Source organism: Lentzea tibetensis (genome assembly GCF_007845675.1).
Taxonomy (GTDB): domain Bacteria; phylum Actinomycetota; class Actinomycetes; order Mycobacteriales; family Pseudonocardiaceae; genus Lentzea; species Lentzea tibetensis.
Genome location: NZ_VOBR01000012.1, coordinates 57,567 through 81,700, shown reverse-complemented (window position 1 = coordinate 81,700; position 24,134 = coordinate 57,567). Strand labels below are relative to the sequence as shown.

27 protein-coding genes are annotated in these 24,134 nt (G+C 69.8%); 12 read left to right on the top strand and 15 right to left on the bottom strand.

Annotation, left to right across the window (positions count from 1 at the left end; all coding sequences use genetic code 11):
• Nucleotides 1–194: 194 nt before the first annotated feature.
• From FKR81_RS19955 to FKR81_RS19900, 12 genes are all read left to right on the top strand, one after another.
• Nucleotides 195–1,214, top strand: a complete 1,020-nt coding sequence (locus tag FKR81_RS19955; RefSeq protein WP_146353615.1) for a cupin domain-containing protein — start codon at nucleotides 195–197, stop codon at nucleotides 1,212–1,214.
• The gene (locus tag FKR81_RS19950) at nucleotides 1,214–1,417 is read left to right on the top strand and encodes a hypothetical protein (RefSeq protein ID WP_146353614.1); all 204 of its coding nucleotides are present in this window, start codon (nucleotides 1,214–1,216) and stop codon (nucleotides 1,415–1,417) included. Before FKR81_RS19955 ends, FKR81_RS19950 begins: the two co-directional genes overlap by 1 nt.
• Entirely contained in the window at nucleotides 1,417–2,547 is a 1,131-nt protein-coding gene (locus tag FKR81_RS19945; protein WP_146353613.1) for an FAD-dependent oxidoreductase, read from the top strand. The genes FKR81_RS19950 and FKR81_RS19945 overlap by 1 nt, the downstream gene beginning before the upstream one ends.
• Complete coding sequence (locus FKR81_RS19940) at nucleotides 2,547–2,981, top strand: type II 3-dehydroquinate dehydratase (protein WP_146353612.1); 435 nt, start codon at nucleotides 2,547–2,549, stop codon at nucleotides 2,979–2,981. Before FKR81_RS19945 ends, FKR81_RS19940 begins: the two co-directional genes overlap by 1 nt.
• Nucleotides 2,978–4,687, top strand: coding sequence for an ABC transporter permease (locus FKR81_RS19935; protein WP_146353611.1), 1,710 nt, complete (start codon nucleotides 2,978–2,980; stop codon nucleotides 4,685–4,687). The genes FKR81_RS19940 and FKR81_RS19935 overlap by 4 nt, the downstream gene beginning before the upstream one ends.
• Nucleotides 4,660–5,769, top strand: a complete 1,110-nt coding sequence (locus FKR81_RS19930; RefSeq protein ID WP_146353610.1) for an ABC transporter ATP-binding protein — start codon at nucleotides 4,660–4,662, stop codon at nucleotides 5,767–5,769. The genes FKR81_RS19935 and FKR81_RS19930 overlap by 28 nt, the downstream gene beginning before the upstream one ends.
• Nucleotides 5,770–6,846 carry an ABC transporter substrate-binding protein gene (locus tag FKR81_RS19925; RefSeq protein ID WP_146353609.1) on the top strand — a complete coding sequence of 359 codons (1,077 nt, stop codon included), beginning with the start codon at nucleotides 5,770–5,772 and terminating at the stop codon, nucleotides 6,844–6,846.
• Nucleotides 6,846–7,517: a fumarylacetoacetate hydrolase family protein gene (locus FKR81_RS19920; protein WP_146353608.1), complete on the top strand. Its 672-nt coding sequence runs from the start codon at nucleotides 6,846–6,848 to the stop codon at nucleotides 7,515–7,517. The genes FKR81_RS19925 and FKR81_RS19920 overlap by 1 nt, the downstream gene beginning before the upstream one ends.
• Nucleotides 7,518–7,522: 5 nt before the next feature.
• Nucleotides 7,523–7,990, top strand: a complete 468-nt coding sequence (locus FKR81_RS19915) for a MarR family winged helix-turn-helix transcriptional regulator (RefSeq protein ID WP_186763064.1) — start codon at nucleotides 7,523–7,525, stop codon at nucleotides 7,988–7,990.
• Complete coding sequence (locus tag FKR81_RS19910) at nucleotides 7,987–8,961, top strand: substrate-binding domain-containing protein (protein ID WP_146353606.1); 975 nt, start codon at nucleotides 7,987–7,989, stop codon at nucleotides 8,959–8,961. The genes FKR81_RS19915 and FKR81_RS19910 overlap by 4 nt, the downstream gene beginning before the upstream one ends.
• Nucleotides 8,954–9,577 carry a dienelactone hydrolase family protein gene (locus FKR81_RS19905; protein WP_186763063.1) on the top strand — a complete coding sequence of 208 codons (624 nt, stop codon included), beginning with the start codon at nucleotides 8,954–8,956 and terminating at the stop codon, nucleotides 9,575–9,577. The genes FKR81_RS19910 and FKR81_RS19905 overlap by 8 nt, the downstream gene beginning before the upstream one ends.
• Before the next feature lie 161 nt (nucleotides 9,578–9,738).
• Complete coding sequence (locus FKR81_RS19900; protein ID WP_146353604.1) at nucleotides 9,739–10,020, top strand: hypothetical protein; 282 nt, start codon at nucleotides 9,739–9,741, stop codon at nucleotides 10,018–10,020.
• A gap of 7 nt (nucleotides 10,021–10,027) precedes the next feature.
• Here the strand turns inward: FKR81_RS19900 and FKR81_RS19895 are convergent, their stop codons facing one another.
• The 15 genes from FKR81_RS19895 to FKR81_RS19830 form a co-directional block, all read right to left on the bottom strand.
• A complete protein-coding gene (locus FKR81_RS19895; RefSeq protein WP_146353603.1) occupies nucleotides 10,028–11,254 on the bottom strand; it encodes an MFS transporter in 1,227 nt (408 codons plus the stop codon).
• Nucleotides 11,251–12,054, bottom strand: coding sequence for a nucleotidyltransferase domain-containing protein (locus tag FKR81_RS19890; protein ID WP_146353602.1), 804 nt, complete (start codon nucleotides 12,052–12,054; stop codon nucleotides 11,251–11,253). The genes FKR81_RS19895 and FKR81_RS19890 overlap by 4 nt, the downstream gene beginning before the upstream one ends.
• Nucleotides 12,044–12,772, bottom strand: a complete 729-nt coding sequence (locus tag FKR81_RS19885) for a CPBP family intramembrane glutamic endopeptidase (protein ID WP_146353601.1) — start codon at nucleotides 12,770–12,772, stop codon at nucleotides 12,044–12,046. The genes FKR81_RS19890 and FKR81_RS19885 overlap by 11 nt, the downstream gene beginning before the upstream one ends.
• Entirely contained in the window at nucleotides 12,765–13,019 is a 255-nt protein-coding gene (locus FKR81_RS19880; protein WP_146353600.1) for a PqqD family protein, read from the bottom strand. The genes FKR81_RS19885 and FKR81_RS19880 overlap by 8 nt, the downstream gene beginning before the upstream one ends.
• Nucleotides 13,020–13,238: 219 nt before the next feature.
• Nucleotides 13,239–14,129 carry an HAD-IA family hydrolase gene (locus FKR81_RS19875; protein WP_186763062.1) on the bottom strand — a complete coding sequence of 297 codons (891 nt, stop codon included), beginning with the start codon at nucleotides 14,127–14,129 and terminating at the stop codon, nucleotides 13,239–13,241.
• Complete coding sequence (locus FKR81_RS43640; protein WP_186763061.1) at nucleotides 14,126–15,166, bottom strand: phosphoenolpyruvate carboxykinase (ATP); 1,041 nt, start codon at nucleotides 15,164–15,166, stop codon at nucleotides 14,126–14,128. Before FKR81_RS43640 ends, FKR81_RS19875 begins: the two co-directional genes overlap by 4 nt.
• Nucleotides 15,159–16,094: a JmjC domain-containing protein gene (locus tag FKR81_RS19870; protein WP_186763060.1), complete on the bottom strand. Its 936-nt coding sequence runs from the start codon at nucleotides 16,092–16,094 to the stop codon at nucleotides 15,159–15,161. Before FKR81_RS19870 ends, FKR81_RS43640 begins: the two co-directional genes overlap by 8 nt.
• The gene (locus FKR81_RS19865) at nucleotides 16,081–16,752 is read right to left on the bottom strand and encodes a P-loop NTPase (protein ID WP_146353597.1); all 672 of its coding nucleotides are present in this window, start codon (nucleotides 16,750–16,752) and stop codon (nucleotides 16,081–16,083) included. The genes FKR81_RS19870 and FKR81_RS19865 overlap by 14 nt, the downstream gene beginning before the upstream one ends.
• On the bottom strand, nucleotides 16,749–17,795 hold the full coding sequence (locus FKR81_RS19860; protein WP_146353596.1) for a phosphotransferase: 1,047 nt from the start codon (nucleotides 17,793–17,795) through the stop codon (nucleotides 16,749–16,751). The genes FKR81_RS19865 and FKR81_RS19860 overlap by 4 nt, the downstream gene beginning before the upstream one ends.
• A gap of 4 nt (nucleotides 17,796–17,799) precedes the next feature.
• Nucleotides 17,800–18,699 (bottom strand): phosphotransferase, encoded by a 900-nt coding sequence (locus FKR81_RS19855; protein WP_186763059.1) that lies wholly within the window; start codon nucleotides 18,697–18,699, stop codon nucleotides 17,800–17,802.
• Complete coding sequence (locus FKR81_RS19850) at nucleotides 18,696–20,036, bottom strand: alanine racemase (RefSeq protein ID WP_146353594.1); 1,341 nt, start codon at nucleotides 20,034–20,036, stop codon at nucleotides 18,696–18,698. The genes FKR81_RS19855 and FKR81_RS19850 overlap by 4 nt, the downstream gene beginning before the upstream one ends.
• Nucleotides 20,036–20,926: a class I SAM-dependent methyltransferase gene (locus FKR81_RS19845; protein ID WP_186763058.1), complete on the bottom strand. Its 891-nt coding sequence runs from the start codon at nucleotides 20,924–20,926 to the stop codon at nucleotides 20,036–20,038. The genes FKR81_RS19850 and FKR81_RS19845 overlap by 1 nt, the downstream gene beginning before the upstream one ends.
• A gap of 37 nt (nucleotides 20,927–20,963) precedes the next feature.
• The gene (locus FKR81_RS19840) at nucleotides 20,964–21,974 is read right to left on the bottom strand and encodes a S66 peptidase family protein (RefSeq protein WP_146353592.1); all 1,011 of its coding nucleotides are present in this window, start codon (nucleotides 21,972–21,974) and stop codon (nucleotides 20,964–20,966) included.
• Nucleotides 21,971–22,930 (bottom strand): amino acid--tRNA ligase-related protein, encoded by a 960-nt coding sequence (locus tag FKR81_RS19835; RefSeq protein WP_235921647.1) that lies wholly within the window; start codon nucleotides 22,928–22,930, stop codon nucleotides 21,971–21,973. The genes FKR81_RS19840 and FKR81_RS19835 overlap by 4 nt, the downstream gene beginning before the upstream one ends.
• A gap of 179 nt (nucleotides 22,931–23,109) precedes the next feature.
• Nucleotides 23,110–24,093, bottom strand: a complete 984-nt coding sequence (locus tag FKR81_RS19830; RefSeq protein WP_146353591.1) for a hypothetical protein — start codon at nucleotides 24,091–24,093, stop codon at nucleotides 23,110–23,112.
• Nucleotides 24,094–24,134 lie beyond the last annotated feature (41 nt).

Genomic DNA, 24,134 nt, shown 5'->3' with positions numbered 1-24,134 from the left:
GCTATACGAACACACATCCGTATTACGAACGTACGCCCGATCGTGCAGGTCGGTCAACGACGGGCCGTGATCAACTGGTCGCTAAGTTTCCGACATGTTCGCCGGTCAAACGGCACATACAATGGCTCTACCTGCGCAAAGATCGGAAAAGTGGCGCTTGACACATCACCGTCCGTGGTGATGTCCTTCAGCGCATGAACCTTCAGTACACGGACGATCTGGCGAAGAGGGCGGACAGCTACTACCAGCGCCTGGAAGAAGTGAAGGTCGCCCCGCTGTGGCGGATCCCCGGCACGACGGACCCCGAGCCGAAGGTCGACGAGGTCCCGCACCTGTGGCGGTGGAACGACCTCCACCCGCTGCTGCTCGAGGCGTCGGAGGTGGTGGACCTCGGCGAGGACGCCGACCGCCGCGCGCTCAACGCCCACAACCCGAGCCGGGTCTTCGGCACCACCCACACGATGGTGGCCGGCTACCAGCTCGTGGAACCGGGCGAGACCGCGCCCGCGCACCACCACACGCCCGGCGCCATCCGGTTCATGCTGCAGGGCAGCGGCCACACGATCGTCGAGGGCGAGCCGGTGCTCATGGAGCCCGGTGACCTGGTGCTCACGCCGAGCTGGACGTGGCACGACCACCGGCACGAGGGCACCGAGGCGATGGTGTGGCTCGACGGGCTGGACGTGCCGTTCGTCAAGGCCATGCGCGCCGGGTTCTACGAGGACTACCCCGGCAACCAGCTGCAGCCGCTGACCAAGCCCGAGGGCTGGAGCATCCGCCGCTACGGCTCAGGGCTGCGCCCGGCGAACGACGAGATCACCACCCCGCACTCGCCGCTGATGAACTACAAGTACGAGCACGCGCTGCGGGCCGTGCAGGCCGCCGAGACCGATCCGCACCACGGGCAGCGCGTCGAGTACAGCAACCCGCAGACCGGCGGCCACGTGCTGCCCACGATGGCCTGCTACCTCCAGCAGATCGAGGAGACGCGGCCGCTGCGGCACACCTCGAGCACGATCTTCTGCGTCGTGCAGGGCGAGGGCCACAGCTACCTCGGCGGACAGCGCTTCGACTGGTCCCGCAACGACTTCTTCGTCGTGCCGTCGTGGACGTGGCACAAGCACGTCGCCGAGACGCCCGACGCCGTCCTGTTCTCCATGAGCGATCTCCCGCTGCTGGAGCCCTTCCACCTGTACCGAGAGGAGCTCGGCTGATGGCGACCACCACCGCCACACCGCGGCACCTGCACCTCCCCGACGCCCGCCGCGGGCGCGACCCCTACTCCGGCGCCAAGGGGGTGCACCACTACCCGGCTTCGGCCCTCCTGCCCGCACCGCGGCAGGCATACGTCGGCCAGCACCTGATCGGCGCCGAGCACCCGCGGTACGTCGGATCCCACCGAGAGGAGCTCGGCTGATGGACGTCCTCGTCGTGGGCGGCGGCATCGGTGGTGTCGCGACCGCGTTGTCACTGGCGCGCAGAGGCATCTCCGCGACCGTGCTGGAACGCGCACCGGTCATCGAGGAGGTCGGCGCGGGACTGCAGGTCGGACCGAACGCGTGGCGCATGCTCACCAGGCTCGGCGTGATCGACCGCCTCGACGCCTCCGCCGTGCGCCCCTCCCGCGCCGTCATGAAGGACATCTACACCGGCGAGGAGATCACCTCGCTCGACTTCGGCGCCGGCTTCGTCGAGCGCTACGGCGCGCCGTACACCGTCATGCACCGCGCCGACCTGCTGTCCGCGCTCATCGACGGCTGCGCGGCGACCGGCCTCGTGCGGCTCGAAGCGGGCAAGGAGGTCGTGCACGTCGAGCAGACCGGCGACGACGCGACGGTGCGCTGCTCCGACGGTTCGACCTACACGGCGGACGCGCTGGTCGGCGCGGACGGGCTGCGGTCGACCGTGCGCCGGTTCGTGCTGGACGACGAACAGCCGGTCGTCGACACGTACGTCGTGTACCGCGGCCCCGGACCGCGTCCCGACGGCGTCGAGGACGCGGTGACCCTCCACGTCGGCGACGGCATCCACTACATGCAGTACCCGGTGCGCGGCGGCCAGGTGCTCAACCGCGTCGCCTCGTTCAAACCTCAGGGGACCGGCGACGCCGCGGAGTTCCTCGAGCGGTTCGCCGGCGCATGCGAGTACGTCCGCGACGCGATCGCCGAGTTCGACCTGAGCAGGCAGTGGCCGTTGTGCGACCGGGAACCGAGGGGCGGCTGGGCGCACGGCCGGATCACGCTGCTCGGCGACGCCGCCCACCCGATGCACCAGTACCTCGCGCAGGGCGCGTGCCAGGCGCTCGAGGACGCGGTGGCGCTCGGCGACGTGCTCGGCGAGTCCGGAGTGGACGTTCCCGGTGCGTTCAAGAAGTACGAGGAGGCCAGGTTCCCGCGCACCAGCCGGGTGCAGCGGACCACCCGGCTGATGGGCGAGCTCTGCCACCTCGGCGGCGTCGGCGCACAGTTGCGCGACCACGTGCTCGCGACCAGGGCCGCCGACGACTACTCCCACGTCGAGTGGCTCTACGCGGAAGGGGATGCCTGATGCACCACCTCGTTCTGCAGGGCCCGAACCTCAACCGCCTCGGCAGGCGCGACCCCGAGCGCTACGGCACCCAGACCCTCGCCGAGATCCAGGCCGATCTCGACGTGCTGGCGAAGGAGCTCGGCGACACCGTCGAGCACTTCCAGTCCAACCACGAGGGTGACCTGATCGACTTCGTCCAGCAGCGCCAGGACGAGCTCGACGGCGGGATCATCCTGAACCCCTCCGGGCTCACCAAGGTGGGCTACTCGCTGGCGAACGCGTTGGAGGACACCGGCCGCCCGATCGCGATCGTCCACCTGTCGCAGCTGTTCGCGCACGACGCCGCCAACCGGCAGGACGTGTTCGCGGGCATCGCCGCGGTGTACGTCGCGGGCGCCGGCGGCCGCGGGTACCGGTACGCGCTCGACGCACTGCACGGGCGGTTGTCATGACTCGCCTCGCCAAGCCGGCGCTGATCGTCTTCGTGCTGATGATGTACGTGCTGCCGCTCGCGATGGTCCTCTACGGCGCGTTCCGCACGGCGGCGCCGGGTCTGCCGGGAGCGCTGACGCTCGCGGGCTTCGCCGAGGCGTTCTCCGACCGGCGCACCTACGAGACGCTGGGCAGCTCGCTGTGGCTCGCGGTGATGACCGGCATCGGTGCCACCGGGCTGGCGGTCGTGTTCGCGTGGATCGTGTCGCGCACGAACGCCGCGCTGCGCAAGGTGATCACCCCGCTGATGGTGGTCGTGCTGGCCACCCCGCCGCTGTTCTTCTCGCTGAGCTGGAACCTGCTCGGCACGCCGGAGTTCGGGTTGCTCAACCAGCTGCTCGGCTCGATCGGACTGCCGGGAGACCTGGTGTCCGTCGGCGGCGGATGGGGCACCTGGTTCGTGCTGAGCCTCAAGGTCTGCTCGCTGGGCTACTTCATCCTCATCGGACCGTTCCTCGCGATGGACCGCAGGCTCGAGGAGGCGTCGCTGATCTCCGGCGCGAGCAGGCTCGGCACGTTCGCCCGGATCAACGTGCCCGTCATGGCCCCCGCGGTGCTCGGCGTGTTCATCATCAACTTCATCATCGGGCTGATCGCGTTCGAGATCCCGCTGATCGTGGGCCGCGCGGGCGGCTTCGAGGTGCTGTCGACGCAGATCTACGCGTTCGTCACCAACGAGACCCCGCCGAACTACGCCGCGGCGAGCGCGCTCGCGCTGCTGTTCGTGGTGGCGGTGGTCGTGCTGGTCGCGATCAAGTGGCGGCTGCTCGACCGGCGTCAGTTCACCACGGTGTCCGGCAAGGGCGCCAAGCCCGAGCCGTGGGACATCGGCCGCTGGACGTGGGCCTGCAACGGTTTCGTCGCCGGGTACGCGCTGCTCGCGTTCGTGCTGCCGGTCGTGCAGATCGTGCTCGGCTCGCTGCAGCCGCTGTTCGGTGTCAACGACTTCAGCCTCACCAACTACGAGGCGCTGTTCGCCGACCCGGTGGTGCTGCCCGCACTCGGCAACACCCTGGTGCTCGCGCTCGTCGGCGGACTGCTCGCGGTCGCGATCTCGTTGCTGCTCGGCGTGGTCGGCAGGCACGGCAGCATCCGGATGCGCCGGACGCTGGAGCTCGCGACGTGGCTGCCGTGGGCCGCGCACGGCATCATCCTCGGCCTCGGCCTGGTGTGGGCGTTCCTCACCGTGCCGTTCCTGCGCGGCCTCTTCGGCACGGTGTGGATCGTCCTCATCGGACTGATCATCGCCTCGACCCCGGTGGCCAGCAGGACCGTCGACGCCGCGCTCGCCCAGGTGGGCAAGGAGCTCGAGGAGTCCGCACGGGTCAGCGGCGCGTCGCAGCTGCGCACCTCGCTCGGCATCGTGACCAGGCTGATCCTGCCCGCCTGCGGTGCGGCGTGGCTCATCACCGGCATCCAGATCGCGGGCAACCTCGAGGTCCCGATCCTGCTGTCGTTGCCGACCAACGAGACCGTCGCGGTGATGGTCTTCCAGTTCAACTCGCAGGGCCAGACCACGCAGGCCGCCGCCCTGTTCTGCATCGTGCTCGCCGCTGCCGCCGCAGGTGGCCTGCTCCACCTCGCGATCAGGGGCGTCGCCCGTTCCGTCGCCCACCTCAAGATTGGAGAGGCCAAGTCATGGCGGCTGTCACCATCCGAGGCCTGACGAAGCGCTACGGCGACAACACCGTCGTCGAAGGGCTCGACCTGGACATCGCCGACGGCGAGTTCCTCACCCTGCTCGGCCCGAGCGGCTGCGGCAAGACGACGACACTGCGCTGCGTCGCCGGCCTCGAGAAGCCGGACGCGGGCGAGATCAGCATCGACGGGCGCGTGGTCGTGTCCGGCCGGACGTTCGTGCCGCCGGAGAAGCGCGACGCGGGCATGGTGTTCCAGAGCTACGCGCTGTGGCCGCACATGACGGTCCGCTCCAACGTCGCCTATCCGCTGAAGATGCGCCGCAGGCCGCGCGCCGAGATCACGTCCGCGGTGCTGGAGGCGCTGGAGATGGTCGGGCTCGACCACCTCGCCGACCGGTCCGTCGGCGCGCTGTCCGGCGGCCAGCAGCAACGCGTCGCACTCGCACGGGCGCTCGTCGCCCGGCCGTCGCTGCTGCTGTTCGACGAGCCGCTGTCGAACCTGGACGCCAAGCTGCGCGCCTCCATGCGCACCGAGCTGCACGCCATGCACGAACGCGTCGGCACCACGTCGATCTACGTGACGCACGACCAGATCGAGGCGCTCACCCTGTCCGACCGGATCGTGGTGATGCAGCACGGTGCCATCCACCAGATCGGCACCCCCGAGGAGATCTACGCCGACCCCGTCGACCGGTTCGTCGCGGACTTCGTCGGCTTCGAGAACTTCCTCACCGGCATCGTGGTCGACGTCGACACCTGGACCTCGGTCGTCAAGGTCGACGGCTTCCCCACCGCGCTGCTCGCCCGGTCGAGCAAGCACCGCACCTTCGACCCCGGCGACGACGTCACGCTCGCGTTGCGCGCCAACAACGTCACGCTCACAGATTTCAACGCGGCCTCCGCGGCGACGAGTACGTCGGCCGGCACGGACGGCATCCCCGCCACGGTCACCGGTGTCGCCTACCTCGGCGACCAGGTCGAGTACCAGGTGAAGGTCGGCGCGCACACCCTCAAGTCCCGCATGTCCTCCCCAGTCCGATGGGCCGAAGGCGACCAGGTCGCCGTGGTCCTCCAGCAGGACTCCCTGCTGGTAGTCAAGGAGTCCTAGATGAAGGCTCGTGTCGCCCTTGCCGCGATCGCTCTCGTCGCCACCGCCTGCAACACCGCTCCCGGTGCCACCACCGGCACCGACCCCGGCACGCTCGGCGGCGCCGAGGTGCAGAAGCAGATGGCCGACCTCTACACCGCCGCGCAGGCCGCCAAGGAGGCGCAGGTCGTCGTCTACGGCCCCGGCCAGGAGTTCTTCGAGCCCGCGTACAAGACGTTCATGCGGCGCTACCCGGCGATCAAGGTCGTCGCGGAGCCGATCTTCGGCGAGAAGCTGAACACGCGGCTGGACCAGGAGTTCGTGAGCGGCCAGCACGTCGGCTCCATCCAGACGCACGGCGGCTCCGGCACCGCGCTCACCGTCAAGGCCGACCGCTGCGAGATCTACAAGCCGTTCACCGCCGACTTCCAGACCGGCGCCGAGACCGCCGCGACCTACAACGCGTTCTCGCACTTCGGCGTGGGCATCGAGTACAACAGCCAGAAGCTCACCGAGGACCAGGCCCCGAAGGGCTGGCAGGAGCTCGCGGACGCCAAGTGGAACGGCAAGCTGGTCGCCGCCGACCCCAACATCGTGGGCGCGACGTCGCTGATGATCTCCAACCTGATGAAGGAGAACAAGCTCGACCAGGCGTGGGTGCGCGGCCTGATGGGCAACAACCCGCTCATCGTCGACACGGCCGCGCTCGCCGAGCAGTCCGTCGCCCGCGGTGAGCGCGAGGTGATGGCGGTCAACAACACCGGCGTCTTCACCACCAGCAAGAAGAAGAACCTGCCGGTCGAGTTCGTCTTCCCGACCGCGGAGGGCGCGCGCCTGGACACGATGTACCTGTGCTTGCTCAAGGGCGGCCCGAACGCCAGCGCCACCAAGCTCTTCGCGAACTGGATGTTCACCCCCGAGGCGCAGGAGGAGATCGCCAAGACCGGTGTCTTCGGCGCCCGGCCCGGCACCAGCGCGCCGCCGAACCTGCCGTCGCTGGACTCGATCAAGGACAGGGTCATCCCGCAGATCCCGGTCGAGCAGCAGGGCCCCGAGGTGCAGAACACGATCAAGCTGATCAAGGAGATCAAGGGCTGATGCGCTACGACTTCACGGACAACCCGTTACCGCCGCCGAGCAAGGTGATCGGCGCGCCCGCGAACTACTACGACCACGTCGACGAGATGCCCGACAGCCACACGGTCGTGGACTGGGGGCTGTTCCTCAAGGCCCCGTCGTCGATCATCGGGCACGGCGGCACGATCCGGTTGCCCTACCTGGACAAGCGGACCGACCAGGAAGGCGAGCTCGGCGTCGTCATCGGGCGGTTCGCGCGCAACGTGAGCCCGGAGAAGGCACTGGACCACGTGTTCGGCTACACCTGCGTGCTGGACATCACCGTCCGGTCCACTGAGGACAGGTCGCTGCGCAAGTCGTTCGACACGTTCACCCCGATGGGGCCGGAGATCGTCACCGCCGACGAGGTGGACCCGAGCGACCTCGAGCTGCGCTGCTGGGTGAACGACGAGCTCCGCCAGCACACCTCCACGGCGAAGATGATCTACGACGTGCCCCGGCTGATCGCCTACGCCAGTGCCGCCATGACGCTCAACCCCGGCGACGTGATCGCGACCGGTACTCCCGCCGGTGTCGGTCCGCTCGCCGACGGTGACAAGGTGGTGCTCGACATCTCCGGTGTCGGCAGGCTCGAAGCAGGGGTCAGCGCGGACGGGGCCATCCCGTACGACGACAGGCCAAGATGGAGGTAACCGCGATGAAGCCGTTCAGCAGCAACGCCGCAGCGGTCGACATGTACCAGCAGCCCGGTCATCTCATCCGGCGCGCGCAGCAGGTGCACAACCAGCTGTGGGCGGCCGAGGTGTCGTCGGACGTGACGTCGACGCAGTTCGCCGTGCTGAGCGCGATCGCGGTCAACCCGGCGACCGACCAGAACTCGCTGGCCCGCGAGGCTTCGCTCGACACGTCGACCGTCGCCGACGTCGTCAACCGCCTCGCGGCCCGCGGCTTCCTCGCTCGCGCCAAGCACCCCGAAGACCGCCGCCGCAACGTGCTCACCCTGACCGACGAGGGCGCCCGCGTCTTCGAGGAGATCTCGGAGAGCGCGCTGCGGATGACCGACAAGCTCGTCGGCTGCCTCACCGAAGGCGACCGCCGTGACCTCGTGCGCATCCTGCAGCGGGTCGTGGAAGCGGGCGAATCCGGAGAAGGAGGAAGAACTTGATCCCGATCACGCTCGCCTGCGGCCGCTACGACCGCACGGACGCGCTGCGCACCGGCGCCGTGCGACCGGAGGGCGTCGACCTGACCTACCTGGCCCTGCCGCCGGAGGAGGTCTTCTACCGGATGCTGCGGCACCGCGAGTTCGACGTCGCGGAGCTCTCGCTCTCGTCGTACGTCATGAACACCGCCGAGCTCGTCGCGATCCCCGTCTTCCCGTCGCGGACGTTCCGGCACAACGCGATCTACGTCGGCGCGGCGTCCGGCATCACCTCGCCCGCCGACCTCAAGGGCCGGGTCGTCGGCATCCCGGAGTACCAGATGACGGCCGCGGTGTTCATCCGCGGCATCCTCGCCGAGCACCACGACGTCCCGGTCGACAGCGTGCGCTACCGCACCGGCGGCCTGCACGAGCCGGGCCGCCCGGAGAAGATCCCGCTGCCGTCCGGCGTCACCGCCGACATCACCCCGATCGGGCCGGCCCAGACGCTGGCGCGGATGCTGCTCGACGGCGAGATCGACGCCCTGTACTCCGCGCGGATGCCGTTGCCGTACGCCGACGGCGATCACCGGGTGCGCAGGCTGTTCGCCGACCCGCGCCAGGTCGAGGAGGATTACTTCCGCGCGACCGGCGTCTTCCCGATCATGCACGCGGTGGTGATCCGCCGCGAGCTCCACGAGCAGCACCGATGGCTCGCCCGCTCGCTGTACAAGGCGTTCGAGCAGGCCCGTTCCTCGGCCATGAGCACGCTGGGCGAGACGAACGCGCTGCGCTACTCGCTGCCGTGGCTCTACGAGGAGGTCGAGCGGACCAGGCGGATCATGGGCGAGGACTACTGGCCGTACGGCGTCGATGCCAACGACACCGTGCTGCGGACGTTCCTGCGGTACTCGTTCGAGCAGGGCCTGTCGGAGCGGCAGCTCGAGCCGCGGCAGCTCTTCGCCTCCGAGACACTGGACGGTTTCCGTGTCTAGGGTCCTGCTGCCCTCGGGGACGGAGGCGATCCTGGTCTCGCCGGCCGAGCCGGTGGCCGGACTGGTGCTGCTGACCGACATCTTCGGCCTGCGGCCGCTGTTCGACGAGCTGTGCACGCGCCTCGCCGAGGAGTGGAACGTCGCGGTGTGCGCGCCCGACCCGTACCCCGGCATCGCCGATCCCGGCGACGTGACCGCGCGGCTCGCCTTGGCCGCTGACACACCGGACTCGGTGAAACTGCGCCAGATCGGCGAGGCGGCGGACGCCACCGGCTGCGCGCGGCAGTTGCTGCTCGGGTTCTGCCAGGGCGGCGGATACGCGTACAAGGCGGCGGCGGACGTCCGCTACGAACGGCTCGTGTCGTTCTACGGCCCGGTGCAGCCCGGCGCGCTGGACGCGTTGGAGGGCAACGGGGACCGCCTGCTCGCACTGGTCGGCTGGCTCGACCCGCTGATCATGTGCTCGGACGTGCGCGCGCTGGACGCACTCGGCGTCACGGTCGTGCGGTACTACGAGGCGTCGCACGGGTTCGCACACGACTCCTCCCGGCCTGCCCACCGCCCGGCCGACGCCGCGGACGCGTTCCGCCGGGCCCGTGAGTGGCTGAAGGTCTGACACCTCGTCGGGGCGCGATCCCCTGCACGCGCGGTGGTCTCCGGGGTTGTCCCCTAGTGGCGCGCCGCGCCGGATCTAGGGGGTTTGCCGGTGCCCAGTCGCCCCGGATGGGTGGATGGTTGTGACCGGAGTCACGGCGGGACGAAAGCGGGGGAGCGACGATGAACCAACCGGATGCGGTGACGCACAGGGGCATGGCGATGTTGCGCGCCGTTGCCGCGGGCAGGGTCGAGGCGACCTGCAGCTGCGAGCCCGACCTGCGGGTCGACGGCCTGTTGTGCAGCGACCAGGCGACGTCGCACCAGTTGGTGCGCGCCGGGTACATCCGGTTGTCCGGAGGGCGTCGCCCGTGGACCTGGGTGCCCGCGGAGCTCACGGCCGCGGGCAGGCTGCTGCTCGGTATGCCCGCGGCCGCGGCGGAACCGGTCGCCGAGGCGGCCTGAGCAGGCCCTACAGGCGGTCGGGGAGCACCCGGCGGCGGGTGAACAACCACAGGGCCGCCACCAGCTGTCCCATCCCTGCGGCGGCGATCGCGAACCTCGGTGACGTCCCGGCCGCCAGCAGACCGCCCGCGGCCGCGCCGAGCGGCATGACGCCCCTCGTCAACAGGCGCAACGTCGCGAACACCCGGCCGCGCACGTGTTCCGGCACGAGGTGCTGGCGCAGGGTCGCGTTGGCGGTCATGTAGGCAACAGCGCCTGAGGTGGCAACGCACTGCGCGGTGGCGATGACGGCGAAGGCGACGGCCTTGTCGGCGGGTGCCACCGCGATGGCGAACTCCGCCACGCTCGCCAGGAGGATCCCGCCGCTGAGCATGGTGCGCAGGCCCAGCGCGTCGGACAGCTTGCGGGCGACGAGTCCGGTGACCAGGCCGCCCACGAGACCGGCGGAGGTGGCGAGGCCGAGCAGCAGTGCCGGAAAACCCAGCACCTTGATCGCGAAGTAGACGATCACGGCCTGGGAGGCGCCCGCGGCGAGGTTGAACAGGCAGCTGGAGAATCCGAGCAGCAACACCGGCGGCGTGTCCCGCAGGGCCCTGAACCCGTCGGCCAGGAACGCCTTGTAGCCGCCCGATGACCGTTTGGTCGTCGGCACCTCCGCGGTGCTGTGGCCGATCGTCAACGCCGACACCAGGAACGAGATGCCGTCGACGACGATCGCGGCGACGGCACCGACGGCCTGGACGAGTGCACCCGCGAGGCTCGGACCGGCCAGCGACGCGGCGCTGTGCAGGGCCGAGCTCCGGCCGTTCGCCATCGCCAGCTGGTGCGGCGGGAAGTAGCTCGGCAGGAACGCGAACAACGCGGTGTCGTACAACGTCGATGCCGCGCCGAGCACGAACTGAAGTCCCAACAGGACGGTGAGGTTGAGCGCCCCGGCCCAGTGCAGCGGCAGGACGGCGAGCAGTGCGGCGCAGCGCACGAGGTCGGTGACGACGAGCAGGAGCCTGCGGTCGAACAGGTCGACCACGGGGCCTGCCACGAACGGGCCGAGCAGCGCGGGCAGTCCGGCGCACGCGACGAGCAGTCCCATCTCGGCGGGACCCGCGCCGAGCACGACGACGCAGTAGAGCGGAATCCCCAGCGTGGAGAACTCGCTGCCGAAGAACGACACGCCGCGGCCGAGCCAGAACATTCGTTGCCGGCTCGGCCCCTCGCGCAGCTCCGCCTGGCTCATGGCCGGGCGCTCGCCTTGACCGCGAACTCGGATGCCAGGCGCAGCCTCGCCTTGCTGCTGGCGATCATGGCGGCGTCCGTGTCGCCCGTGGTGAACTCGGCCCGGCGGTACGACTCGGCGTCCTCGGTGAGGCCCAGCACTCCGAACTTGCGCCAGCGCCACTTCGACTTCGCGTTGGTGTGGCCGAACGCCGCGGTGAGCGCGTCCGCCGCGGCGCCGAGCGCGTCACGCGACATCAGGACCGACGTCATCCCGTCACCCGACTTGATCGCGCCGATCGCGTCGTCCGCCAGACTGTTGTACGCCGCAAGGCAACGGTTCCTGATGACCGTGCTGAGCCGCGGCCAGTCGAAGAGGTCGCGCAGCGCGGCGAACTCCTTCGCGCCGGTCAGCGGTTCGCCGATCCGCAGGCGGTGCGCGACGGTCAGCTTGATCCCCTCGATGCCTCCCGCGGCGTTCCAGTTCGCGAGGTCGATCTTCTCGAGCTCGGTCGCGATGGAGACGATCGAGTCGACCGTCCACACCTCGGTGTCGACCGTGACGTCGTCCGCGTAGTCGATGTCGATGCGTCGTCCGTCGGCGTCGAAACTCGCCGATCCCGCGCTCGCCACCTCCGCGCCGTTGTCGACCAGCACGAAGATGTCGAGGTCCGAGGTGGGGGTGGCGAAGCCGTCGAGGAACGATCCGCTCAGAAAGCTGATCCTGGTCGCCGGGTAGCGCTCGACGATCTGCCTGCCGACCGCGATCCGCCGGGCCCACACTTCACCGGTCAGTTCAGGCCTACCCAGGTCAGCCGTCATGGCGAATCCTCCGATCAGAGCGTTGGGCGTGAATCCGAACGAAAATCTGAATGACGTTCGGCAGGTTGTAGACCGTGTGACCGATCACGGCGGGGAGCACGGAGCCCGCGTGAATCGCCAAGGCGCCGAAAACAATGCTCATGATGGTCTGGTTGATCAGGTCCCGGCGGTCGAAGTGCAGTCCGCCGCCCTGTGCGACGTGTTCGAAGACGAACATCGCGGCGGCCGGGAGGATCGCGAACCAGCCGAGCTGCGGCAGCAGTGCCGTCAGCACCACGCCGCGGTAGAAGTACTCCTGGGCCACACCGGCGCCGGCGAACGCGATGAAGTCGCGGAGCGGTTCGTCCCCGCTGCGGTAGCTCCGCAGGGCGAGTCGCGCCGGGCTCAGCTCGCGCACGATGTTCCGGCGGTCGGGGGCGAGGAGGGCGAACGCGAACGCGACCGCGACGAGCGACTCGACGACACCGCCCGACCACGTCACGGTGGCGACGAACGGGACCGGCACGAAGAAGATCGCGACGCGCACCAGCCTGCGCACGATCCGGCCGGCCAGCCCTTTGCCGAGCCAGGACAAGCGCGTTCTGCCGGTCGCCAGGATCGCCAGGTAGGCCAGCGCGGCGACGGCGACCGGGAAGTCGCTGACGAACGGGATCGCGCCGATCGACACGACCGCTACCGCGCCGGCCGCGGTGGCGGACCGGCTCCGCCCGCTACTCATCGAGCAGGTGTGCCTTTCCCAGCTCGGTGAGGAAGAACTCGACGTCCGCCTCGGCCTGGTCGTACGTGACGTCGTAGAGGGCCTGGATCTCCTCGACGATGTCCTGCTGGGAGTGCACGCCGTCGCACCGCTCCCAGATCGCCAGGCCGACGTCGTTGAGCTCGAACGCGTCGTGGCCGCGCACGAGGATGGGGCCGTCCGGCGTGTTGTTGAACCGGACGTCGAATGCCTGGTTCGGCTTGTCCATGACTACACCTTTCCATTACAGAGAGAAATGGTGCCAGCAGGCCTGCTGGCACCATTTCGGGCTTAGCCTCAGATGCCGATGACAGCCTTGCGGATGCTCACCTTGCGGAGGGCCGGCTTGGAGTAGTTGCGCATGAAAATCACCCCCTAACTTGCATCTTGAAAAAAGTGGCGGTTCGAACTGCCACGACTAAGAACCCTAGTCAGGCGCATTGCATTTTTATTGCAGTGCGTCGCCGGCAATTCGGCCCGCCGAACGCCACGGGCCGGACGGCGCCGTGGCACGCAGGAGGGAGGCCAGTTCGGCCGGTTCGATCCGTTCGCGCGCGCCGAGCACCTCGTTCCACGTCCACCACCGGACGTCGAGGTACCTGCGCACGGCGTCGTTCTGCCCGCCCGGTGGCTCCCAGAGCAGGTCGCCGCTGACCGGGTCCTGCCGCTGCACGAGCAGCACCCGATCGTCAGGATCGAGGCAGAGCGCCCCGGTAGCCCGGCCACCTGGGGCTTCTCGCGTGAGCCAGTGCTCGACCGCCTGCTCCAGCGCGGTCGTGGCGGTGAACGTGTGGCCGGTCATGCCGACGTCCTCGGCGGCCGCGGTGACCCCGGCCGCGTCGTCCACCACGAGGCAGTGCTCCGGTGGTGCGCCGGACAGCCGGGCCGCCGCGACCAGGACGCGGGGATCCGGTTTCGTCACCCCGAGATCTGCCGAGGACACGACGTGGTCGACGTGGTCGGTGAGTCCGAGCGCCTCCAGGTCGGCGTGCAGCCTGCTGGTGGCGTTGCTGACGAGGCAGACAGTCGCATGTGGACGGACGGCGTCCACGACGGCCAGCACCTCGGGGTCGAGGTGACCCACGTCCCCCAGGCACCGCCGGACCGCGGGCCGGGTGTCCGCGTCGGGGTGACGGCCCGACAGCTCCATGATGACCGCGTTCTCCCACTGGTTCTGGGTGATGCGGCCGGTCACCGCCGCGGTCAGCAGGTTCGGCTCGAACGCGGCGGCCAGGATGCTGCCCGCGGGCAGTCCGGCCTCCTCCTCGCAGCCGTGCACCACGCGGGGGTCCCGGCGTCGCAGCACCCCGTCCAGGTCGACGAGCAGCGCGCGGGTCACCGCCGGGTCCCCGCCGGCACCGGCGCCGCGAGGCCGGCGGCCTCGAGCAGTGCCGAGGTCGCCGAACCCATGTCGTCGAAGTCCTGCCTCAGCCGCAGGAACGTCGCCGAGTCCAGCAGCTGGTCGGTGACCGCGGTGCGGGCGGCCGCGTCGTACGAGGGGAACCACGAGGCCAGGAAAGGATCGTGGTCGGTGGCCTCGGACTCGGTGTGCTCCGCGAGCAGTTCCGCGGCCTCGGCCCGGTCGAGCTTTTCCACACCGGTGCGCTCGCCGGCGTCGACGAACTGCGGGAAGGCCACGACCTGGAGCGGATGCCGTGGCCGCAGCTCGGTTCCCGCGGCCACGACCAGCTCCGCGCACCGCACGAACAGGCTCTCCTGCACCCGGTGGTGGTTGATCGGGTGCTTCACGTCGTGCACGAGCTTGCGCAACCGCTGGTCTTCCTTGGTGACCGCCATCAGCGAGTCGAGCCGGATGGTGATCGCGCGCGGGTAGCCCTGCCCGACGACACCGTCCGGGCCCGGCGCCAGCACCAGGTCGTCGTTGGACACGAAGTCCGCCGCGGCGTTGATGAGGGCGCTGAGGATGTTGGAGGTCTTGCCCGCCCGCTTGCGGCCGAGGAACGCGATGCCGACGTCGCCGACGGCCACCATGCCGCCGTGCACGAAGAGCTCACCGCGTTCGTAGGCCTGCCAGCGGATCAGGTTGCGCACGGAGCGCAGCAGTTGCTGCGTGCGCCACGCCGACGGGGGAGCGACGAACGCGATCTCCCGCCGCGCGTGGTTCACCCACAGGACCCGGTCGGGCTCGGTCTCCGACGAGAAGGTCAGCCGCTCCCAGTCCTCGCCTGCCGGTGGCGCCGTCGTGGCCCACACCAGTGGTGCGGGCGCACTGTCGGAGCTCACCGGCTTGCGCTGGAAGAACGGCCTGCTCAACCCGTCGAGCTCGGCGGCCGTCCGCACGTCGGTGCGCACGTCGACCTCGCTCCTCCCGCAGGCGAAGCGGTACCGGTGCAGGCCGTTCGGGTGCTCAGGCATCCGGCGTGACCTCGCGGCCGTAACCCGCGGCCTCGATCAGCCGGGTGGCCAGCTCGAGGTCGCTGTCGCCGGACGTCTCCTTCCGGAACCGGCCGATCAGCTCGGCGAACGTGGCGAGCGCCGCCTCACGGCTGGTGTCGTCACCGACGATGCCGTAGGCCATGTCCCGCCACTCGACGTCGGGCAGCAGCATCTCGGTCAGCGACTCCTGGAACACCGTGAGCCACATCGGGCCCTTCACCGCGACGTTCAGCTGCATGCACTCGCCGATGGCCTGGGTCTGGTGCCACCAGTCGCGCGGGAGGAACACCATGCCGCCGCCGCGCACGGTGACGTCGTACGCGTCGTCGGCCTGCTTGTGCGGCAGCGGAAGACTCGTCGCGAACTCGAGCTGGCGCAGGTCCCGCTGCGGGCGGTCACCACCGATGATGGTGTTCGTGGCGTGGCGGATGTGGGTGTTGCGCGAGTACGTCCACCGCTTCGCGCCGCGCAGCAGGAGCGCGAAGTTGTGGTCGTAGTCGCTGTGCATCGCGACGCCGCTCTCGCCTTCGGAGCAGAACACCTCGCAGATCAGGTACTTCCGCGGCACGCCGAGCTGCACGGCGACGTTGTCCAGCAGGCTCGACAGCACCGGGATGTGGTTCTCGAGGTTGCGCAGGTAGCAGGTGAAACCCTGGTGCAGGAACGGAAGTGCGCTGCGACCGTCCGGAACGGACGCCCGGAACCCCTTGGGGCTCATCAGGCTGACCCGGTCCTGCCAGCCGGACAGCAGGGCCTCCGCCGAGTTGAGCTCCGGAACGGCCTCGGCGAACGCCGCGACCCGTTCCTCGCTCTCCACGCTGATGTACGGGTCGCGCGGCCATTCGCCGCCGAGGAAGCCCTCGATCGTGTGTGGCGCCACGAGCGTCGCGAGGTCAAGGTCGAGCATTGGTTCCTCCCTGGTTCGATACGAGATGGGTTGCCAAGCGAGCCAGCTCCCGGCAAACGCGTTCGTCCCGCCACGGCGGCCCATCGCCTGCCGCGGAGGGAATGCGGAACGCGGCCGTGGTCGCCGGTTCCGCGTCCGCCCGGTTCTCCACGATCGCCGCCACGGGCACCACGTCCTCGAGAAAACGCAGGCAGCGGCGCGTGTCCGTCAACGCCAGCCGGTCGGAGGTGGTCACGACGACGGCGGTGGCCGGCGCGAGCGCGTCGATCAGCGCCGCGTGCACCGGCCCGGTGCCCGATGGCACGTCGACGACGAGGTAGTCGGGTTTCCCCCAGTCCACGTCCCGGACGAACTGCCGCACCACGCCGCGGAGCAACGGGCCCTGCCAGGCGAAGACGGTGTCGGGCCCGCCGAACAGGCCGGTCGACATGAGCGAGACCGTCACCGGGCCGTCGGATGCCTTCGCGGGCACCATCTTCCCGTCGAGCACGCGCGGTGGGCCGCTCACGCCGAGCAGCACCGGCAGGTTCGGGCACGACAGGTCGGCGTCGAGCAGACCGACCTCGTGCTCGCGGGCGAGCGCGAACGCCAGACCGGCGGCCACGGTGGTCCGGCCGACCCCGCCCTTGCTGCCCGCGACGAGCACCACGCGGGTCACGGGGACACCCCGATCCGGCGCACGTCAGCGACGAGAGCCGCCAGATCGGGTGGATCGGCCTGCCACGCGGCGACCTCGTCCGCCGACTCGTCGTCGATCTCGCCGCGCAGGACCGCCAGCGCGACGAGCTCGACGTGCACGGCGCGGACGACACCGCGGAGACACGACAGCTCGGCCTCGGTGAACGGGGTGAGCGTGGTGCCGAGGTAACCGGCCAGGAACGCCGCGGCGAGACCCTCGTCGAGCTCGCAGCGGAACGGCCGCGCGAAGTTCGTCGAGTCGCCCTGGTAGCGCACACCGGCCGCGGTCAGCACGCCCTCGACGACGTCGCGCAGGCGGGACCCGACATCGCTGTTGTCGAAGTCCACGACCGCGAGCACGTCGCCGGGCCCGAACACGACGTTCCACGGGCTGTAGTCACCGTGCACGAACGTCTGCGGCAACGCGTGCCAGACGTCGTCCGGGAGCTGTGCGGGCAGAGCTGCCTCGCACTCCCGGAGCACGGCGCGCAGTCGCGGCGGCGCGCCGACCTCCTCGGCCAGCCGCACGTGCTTCGCGACGAGCGACCGGTAGTCCTCGGCCGGACCGTCGTGGGAGATCGGGCAGTCGTGGAGGGTGGCGAGCGCCGAGCCCGCGGCGCGCACCTGCCGGGCGGACCCGTCGAACCGGTGCCCGCGGCGGTACTCGGTGACCTCGAACGCGGCGCCCTCGATCCGGGTCCAGCCGAGACCGTCGACGGTCTTCCTCTTCCGCGGCACCAGTCCGGTGCTCGCCAGCTGGCGGGTGAGCGCGTGCCTGCGCGCCAGTTCGGCTTCGTCGTCGGCGTACCAGGGCACCTGCTTCACGAACCACGTGCCGAGCTCGTCTTCGAGGAGCGCCTTGCGGCTCGTCTCGGTCCGCACGTCGAGCAGGGAGGCGAACTCGCCGTCCATGATCACCGGCAGCAGCGCGTCCACGTCCGCCAACCCGTACGCGACGCGGAGCGCGTGCAGGTGGCGGTCGTCGAACCCCGTCAGCGCCTTCGGTTTCTGGGCGACCGGCACGTGCTCACGCTCCTTCCGCACCGAGCAGGTGCCGGTCCAGCAGCTGGAGCAGAGGCGTGTCGGATCCCCACGGCGTGGCGCGGTCGAGCGGTTCGGGCGAGAAGCGCTCGACGTAGGCGAGGATCACGTAGGCGTGGAACGCGGCGTAGAAGTGCAGCAGCCCGGACGCGGAGGTCAGCACCGGCTCGCCTGCCGTGCCCGCCCAGTGCAGCAGGGCCTCACCGCGGGACGCGGCCGGATCGCCCGCCCACAGCACCGGGATGTTGCAGCACACCAGGCCCGAGGTGCCGACCACGAAGTTGCGCAGGTTCACGTCCGCCAGCACGAGGCGGGGGAGTGGCGCGGCCGCGGCCAGCTCGGCGCGCGCGGCCACCAGGGCCCGGTGCAGCCGGTCGTACCGCAGCTCCGCCAGGCGGGGCGCCTTGACGCGCTGCCCTTCCAAGTAGTCCTCGAGGAACCCAGGCCAACTGTCGTGCTCGGCGCACAGCCCGTCCGGTCCCAGCCGGACTTTTCCGTAGCCCGTCACGGGAATCCGGCTGACCGCGTCGATCAGGTCGTTGAGCTGACTGGCCCACCCGCCCGCCGCGGCGGGCTTCGCGGTGGCGAGGCACTCGTCGAGGGTCCGCCCGTGCGCGTACTCGGCGATGAGGTAGGTCGAACCGTCCGCGCACGACCGGAACGCCTTGATCGGCCGGACGTCCGGCCGGTCGCGCAGCTCCGCGAGCACGAACGACTCGACCTCGGGCGTGCTGGACAGGTCGCTCAGGTGCTTCAGCACCCAGTCACCCGACGAGGTGGCTGCCCTCCACACCCGACTGTTCGAAGTGGACAGAGGTGTCGCCAGCTGGATCGCCCCGATCTCCTCGTGCGCCCAGGAGACGAGGTCGGGTGGTGGAATGGTCACGACGCACCCAGGTCCAGGTCGTAGCCGTACATGGCCTTCGCGATCGCGGTGAACTCGGCGGGCCCCGCGACCACCTCGACGACGCCGTCGCCGTCCATCGACACCACCGCCGGTGGCCGCGGACCCCAGACGTGGCTGAACACCGTGGTGTAGGCCCCGCAGTTCAGCATCGCCAGGCCGGCACCGCCGCGCACGTCGGGCAGCTCGACGTCGTCGCACATCGTCGACGGTGCGCAGGTCCCGTCGCCGATCCGGGCGATCGTCGTCCGGTCGCCCGCGTCCTCCTGGAGCACGACCGGGTAGTACTCCGCGCCGGGAACCGGGATGAGCACGTTGGTGGCCAGGTCGACGATCTGCCAGGTGAAGCCGTCACGGGGTTTGCGGGCGCGGACCTTGGTGAGCCCCACCGCGGCGTCCGCGGCCACGTAGCGTCCCGGTTCGACGACCAGCCGGTAGCCGCTGGGCACGACGGCCAGCTTCTCGGCCGCGACGGCGGCGAAGTCGTCGATCCGCACGCCGCGCGCCTCGAGTGCGGACCGCGCCTCGAAACCGCCGCCGATGTCCAGCACGGCGAACCGGTGTCCGCGCTTGTCCGCCTCCACCACGACATCGGCGAAGCCCTCGAGGTAGTGGCCGTAGTCCTCGAGCGACGCGGCCCTGGTGAACTGGTGCCCGTGCAGCCCGCGGAGGTTCAGCCACGGGTTGTCCGTCACCGCGCGGAGCAGCCGCCAGAACGACTCGCCGTCGACGTGGTTGCCGAGCTTGCTGTCCCGCGGCGTCGCGCCGTCGAGCTCCAGCGGCATCCACGGCGTGACCCGGACGGCCACGTCGACCACGACCTGCGCCTGTTGTGCCGCACGGGCGATCGCGTCGACGTCGTCCCAGGTGTCCAGCACGTTCAGCGCTTCGGGGACGTCGATGCAGCCTCGGACGTACGCCTCGTCCCTGCCCAGCCCGTTGAGCACGATCTGGTCCGCCCGGAAACCGAGCTGCCGCGCGATCTGCAGCTCGAGACCGCTCATGACCTCGATCCCGGCACCGGCGTCCTTCGCGGCCAGCACTACTCCGGCGTGGTAGCACGCCTTCACCGCGTAGTGCACCGAGACGTCGGGGAAGTGCTCGCCGAACGCGGCCTTGACGCTGCGCACGTTGTCCGCGGCTCGGTCCGGGAGCAGCACCAGCACCGGAGACCCGTGCTGGGTCAGCAGTTCTCCGGCGTCCCGGCCGTGCAGCAACGCGCGTCCGTCGTCGTCGCGGGTGAGGTACGGCAGGCGCTCGGCGACGCGGGCGGGGAAGTCGCGACCGCGCGCTGGTGCCGTGACCGAGACGTCCGTCATCAGTCGTTCATCCCCACGAAGGCCTTCTCGAAGTACGGGTCGTACACGCCAGGCATCAGGAACAGCTCGGGCTGCTCCTCGTCGCCCGGTTCCTGGTTGCGCAGCGTCAGCTCCATGAACCCGAGGTGGGCGTTGTTGCGGTTGAACACGCTCATCACCCGGTGCCACTGCGCGCTGACCTGGCGCCGCTGCTCCTCGTCGATGTGCCCGAGCCGCTCCGGCGAGCAGAGCTCGGCCACGTAGGCGTCCAGCACGTGGTCCGCGCGGACGGCCAGCTCGGAGAGCTTCAGGTCGTACATCTCCCAGGCCGCCGGAGCGAGGATCTCCAGCCACTCCTCGACTCCGAGTGCGGGCACGGAGAAGCCGAGCACGTCGCGCAGGTCGTCCTGCAGCGCCTGGTCCGGCCGCCGCCGGTAGTAGAGGTTGGTGACCGAGACGAACCCGTAGGGCCGCAGCACCCTGGCGTACTCCTGGAAGGCCGCTTCCCTCTCCTGGATGAAGGTGTTCGCGCCACCGCAGACGATCACGTCGAAGCTGTCGTCCTCGAACGGGAGCGACGCCGCGTCGGCCACGTGGAACCGCATCCGGTCGCCGATGCTGTCCACGAGGGACTTGCGCATCATCTCGGACTGGGCGACGGCGGCCGGGTTCACGTCGACGCCGACGGCCGTGCACCCGGTGATCTTGACCAGTTCGGTCGAGGTGAACCCGGTGTTCGAGCCGATCTCCAGCACCTTCGTGTCACGCCCGATGCCCAGCCGCCTGGCGATGCTCAGCACGGTCCGCTTGCCGCCGGGGCAGCGGTTCGTCTCACCGACGAGCGACAGCAGGTCGACGTACGGCAGGTCGGCTTCTCGGGTGTCGTCTCGCAAAGACAGGTTGTCCAACAACGCGGTCACTCCATTGCCTCGGGATGGGATTCACGGCTCAGCACACAGCGGCGTCCAGCACGGTCAGTTCGGCACCGGACAGCTCGGCGACCGGCCCGATGGGAATCGTCAGCGCCGGGTCGCCGTGGCCGCTCTCGAACTCGGCGAGCACCGGAAACCCGTACGGCCGCGTCACTTCGTCGATCACGTCGCACAGCTGGTCGGTCAGCGGCTCGTCGAAGTGCCGCGACCGGCAGACCACCAGACCGGCGAGGCCGTCCATGATCCGCGCGTTGCGCAGGTGCCACAGGTCGGCGTCGGCGTCGGCGACGCGGTACCGGGAGTCGGGGATGTCGAGCACGAGAACGCTGCCCCGGCAGTCGACCTGCCACGGTGTTCCGACGAGGTGCCGGATGGTGGGCAGGCACCCGGCGACGAGCGGCCCGCGAGCGCGGCCGTCGCGGATCACCCGGCGTCCGGTCGCCTTCTCCTGTTCGCGCGGCCGCACTTCGTCGTCGGCCCAGTCGATGAACTCGCGGACGATGCCGTCGAGCACCGGGAACGCGCCCGCCGGTGCGGCGACCGACGTCACCGCCCGAAAGTGGTCGACGGTCTCCCGCATCGGCCGCGGCCACTCCCCGAACTGGGGGAGCACCTGTGGCCCGTAGAACGTCACCAGCCCGGTCATCCGGTGCACCGCGTGCAGCAGGCTGGTCATGTCCGAGTACCCGAACAGCACCTTGGGGTTGCCGGCGATCAGGTCGTGGTCCAGCGACCCCAGCAGCTGGGCGCTGTGGTTGCCGCCGATGAACGAGGCGATGGCGCGCACCCGTTCATCGGCGAACGCCCGGTGGACGTCGTCGACGCGTTCCCGCACGGTGCCCGACACCCAGGACCGGTCACGCGTGGCGTTCGGCATGACGTCGACGACGAACCCGAGTTCTTCCAGCGCTCGTACGCCGCGGGCGGCGCGCCGGGCGTACCGGGCGGCGTCACCGGCGGACGGTGAGATCACCGCCACCACGTCGCCCGGTCGCAGACGCGGTGGCAGCACGGCGCTGCCGGTCATGGCAGGATGACCCGCCCGCGCATGCGCGGCAGCAGCTGCAGGTCGCGCACGTCGTCGTGGTTGAACACCCACAGCAGGAACCGCTCGATGCCGAGTCCGAAGCCGGACGTGAGCATCGGGTAGCGGTCCTTCATCGTGACGTACCAGGCGTATTCCTCTTCCGCCACGTTGTGGGCGGCGAGTGCGGCACGCGCCTCGGCACCGGTCGTGTGGCGCTGCCCGGCACCGGCGGTCTCGCCCTGTCCCATGAGCAGGTCGGCGGCGACGGCCTTGCCGTCCACATCGGCCTGGTAGAACGGAACGGCCAGCCGGTCGAAGTGGGTCAGCCACAGCATTCCGCCGCAGTGCTCCATGAGCAGCTGCTCCGATTCCCGCGGCATGGTGCGGAAACCGTGCACGGGATCGGTGCGCACCTCGCCACCGAGCCTGCCCAGCACGGCGACCGCCTCGTCGAACGTGAGCCTCGGCAGCGAGGCGGGCGAGGAGTGCAGGTCCTCCAGGTGGGTCACATCGCCCGCGACCGAAGCGATGTCCTCGGCGTGTTCGGCCACGAGCGCACCGGACATCGTCCGCACGTACGCCTCGACCGCGTCGATCACGTCGTCGAGCTCGCCCGGGATCTCGGCCTCGCTGTGGAAGAACTCGTTGAGGTGCGTCGCGTCCGGCATCTCGCCGCGGAACGACGGCATGAGGTAGTAGGCCCCGCCGGGTGACAGCCGGCAGCCGTACTCGAGCATGAACTGCATGGAGTCCGCGAGGTAGGTCGGCGCGCCGTTCAGCTCGACCAGAACCGGCTCGGAGTCGCTGCCGAGGCCCATCGGTGAGGAGATCGACCCCGTCGTCACCGGCAGCAGCAACGATTTCACACCGCGGGCCGACCAGAACGTGGAAGTGGTGGTGGCAATGGTGTCCTGCGCCTGCACCAGGGTGCGGTACCACGGGTCGGACAACGCCACCAGGAAATGACCTTCTGGCTCTTGCCACGATCTTGGAGCGCGAAAGCGGAGCTTTCCAGGACTCAATGACCCTTTCATCAAACAACTCCCCATCGGCCCGAATGCGTTTTCCTGGAACAGGAACATAGCCAGGGGGATTGCAGTGACGTTGCAGTGATGTTGCAGTGAACGGGAGGGAACTAGCGCTGGTCCAGCGCTGTCCGCAGGGCGACGGCGGCCTCGGCGGCATCCATCTCTTCGGTCAGGTCGAATGCCGGCGCGGGCGTACCGCCCGTGTGCAGCACAGGATTCTCGGTGAGCCGCGAGACCTGTTCAGGGGAAAGGCCGCCGTCGAGCAGCAAACGGTCGAACGTGGTCGCCGCGTCGCCGAAGAAGCGGCGCATCTCCACCAGGCCCTCCAGTGGGCCCGCGGACAGGTGAAACCCGTTCGACCGCCCGCTCAGGCCGAATTCCGCGGCGCGGTCGAACAACGTCCGCCGAATCGAGCCCCGTGCGGCCGCGGCGGAGTCGGTGGCCCCGGCCACGTGCTGCCGCAGCACTTTCCACGGGGTGGCCGCCGCGCATTCCAGGATCACGACGACCGCTTCCGGCCGGGTGAAGCGCTCGAGCTGGAACGGGTGGAAACCGTTCAACAGCACGATCTCGTTGCCCAGCACCGACACCGCGCCCGCATACGTTCCGGACGCGAGCTTCACGTTTGCGACGTTGCCGAACAGCGTGGCGAGCGCGAATGCCGAGAACTGCGGGAACCGCGCGAGGAACTGGTGCGCGCCGAGCACGTCCGCGCCGGTGAAGCGGTCACGCAGCGCCGCCAGCGCGGCGGGGGACAGCGCGGGTTCTCCCAACCGGGAAACCTCGTTGATGACGCCGTAGTGGCCCTCCATCATGCGTGCTCGCTCGACGAACGGTCCGTTGACGACCCGCACGGCGTGCACGTCGACCGCGTGCGCCGCGAGGGTGCTCAGCACCATCTCGTACACCTCGGCGAAGCGCACCCCCGCGGCGACGGCGGTGACCTCCGGTTTGAGGAACACGACGAACTGGTTCGCCGCGATGTCGGCGCGCGGTGACGGCTCCGCGATCCACACCTGTTCGGCGCCTTGACTTCCGGTGAGCTTCTCGACGGCGGACGCGGTCCGTCGCACGACATCCTGCTCGAGCACCGCAGCAGTGTAGATGCCCTGATCACGGCGACCGGGATGAA

What these genes read in the sequence shown, in the direction of transcription:
- FKR81_RS19885 (WP_146353601.1), bottom strand. Translation starts at nt 12,772, where the DNA reads ATGAGTAGCGGGCGGAGCCGGTCCGCCACCGCGGCCGGCGCGGTAGCG.
- FKR81_RS19925 (WP_146353609.1), top strand. Translation starts at nt 5,770, where the DNA reads ATGAAGGCTCGTGTCGCCCTTGCCGCGATCGCTCTCGTCGCCACCGCC.
- FKR81_RS19870 (WP_186763060.1), bottom strand. Translation starts at nt 16,094, where the DNA reads ATGCTCGACCTTGACCTCGCGACGCTCGTGGCGCCACACACGATCGAG.
- FKR81_RS19850 (WP_146353594.1), bottom strand. Translation starts at nt 20,036, where the DNA reads ATGACGGACGTCTCGGTCACGGCACCAGCGCGCGGTCGCGACTTCCCC.
- FKR81_RS19940 (WP_146353612.1), top strand. Translation starts at nt 2,547, where the DNA reads ATGCACCACCTCGTTCTGCAGGGCCCGAACCTCAACCGCCTCGGCAGG.
- FKR81_RS19950 (WP_146353614.1), top strand. Translation starts at nt 1,214, where the DNA reads ATGGCGACCACCACCGCCACACCGCGGCACCTGCACCTCCCCGACGCC.
- FKR81_RS43640 (WP_186763061.1), bottom strand. Translation starts at nt 15,166, where the DNA reads ATGCCTGAGCACCCGAACGGCCTGCACCGGTACCGCTTCGCCTGCGGG.
- FKR81_RS19945 (WP_146353613.1), top strand. Translation starts at nt 1,417, where the DNA reads ATGGACGTCCTCGTCGTGGGCGGCGGCATCGGTGGTGTCGCGACCGCG.
- FKR81_RS19900 (WP_146353604.1), top strand. Translation starts at nt 9,739, where the DNA reads ATGAACCAACCGGATGCGGTGACGCACAGGGGCATGGCGATGTTGCGC.
- FKR81_RS19915 (WP_186763064.1), top strand. Translation starts at nt 7,523, where the DNA reads ATGAAGCCGTTCAGCAGCAACGCCGCAGCGGTCGACATGTACCAGCAG.
- FKR81_RS19840 (WP_146353592.1), bottom strand. Translation starts at nt 21,974, where the DNA reads ATGACCGGCAGCGCCGTGCTGCCACCGCGTCTGCGACCGGGCGACGTG.
- FKR81_RS19935 (WP_146353611.1), top strand. Translation starts at nt 2,978, where the DNA reads ATGACTCGCCTCGCCAAGCCGGCGCTGATCGTCTTCGTGCTGATGATG.
- FKR81_RS19955 (WP_146353615.1), top strand. Translation starts at nt 195, where the DNA reads ATGAACCTTCAGTACACGGACGATCTGGCGAAGAGGGCGGACAGCTAC.
- FKR81_RS19930 (WP_146353610.1), top strand. Translation starts at nt 4,660, where the DNA reads ATGGCGGCTGTCACCATCCGAGGCCTGACGAAGCGCTACGGCGACAAC.
- FKR81_RS19880 (WP_146353600.1), bottom strand. Translation starts at nt 13,019, where the DNA reads ATGGACAAGCCGAACCAGGCATTCGACGTCCGGTTCAACAACACGCCG.
- FKR81_RS19895 (WP_146353603.1), bottom strand. Translation starts at nt 11,254, where the DNA reads ATGAGCCAGGCGGAGCTGCGCGAGGGGCCGAGCCGGCAACGAATGTTC.
- FKR81_RS19920 (WP_146353608.1), top strand. Translation starts at nt 6,846, where the DNA reads ATGCGCTACGACTTCACGGACAACCCGTTACCGCCGCCGAGCAAGGTG.
- FKR81_RS19890 (WP_146353602.1), bottom strand. Translation starts at nt 12,054, where the DNA reads ATGACGGCTGACCTGGGTAGGCCTGAACTGACCGGTGAAGTGTGGGCC.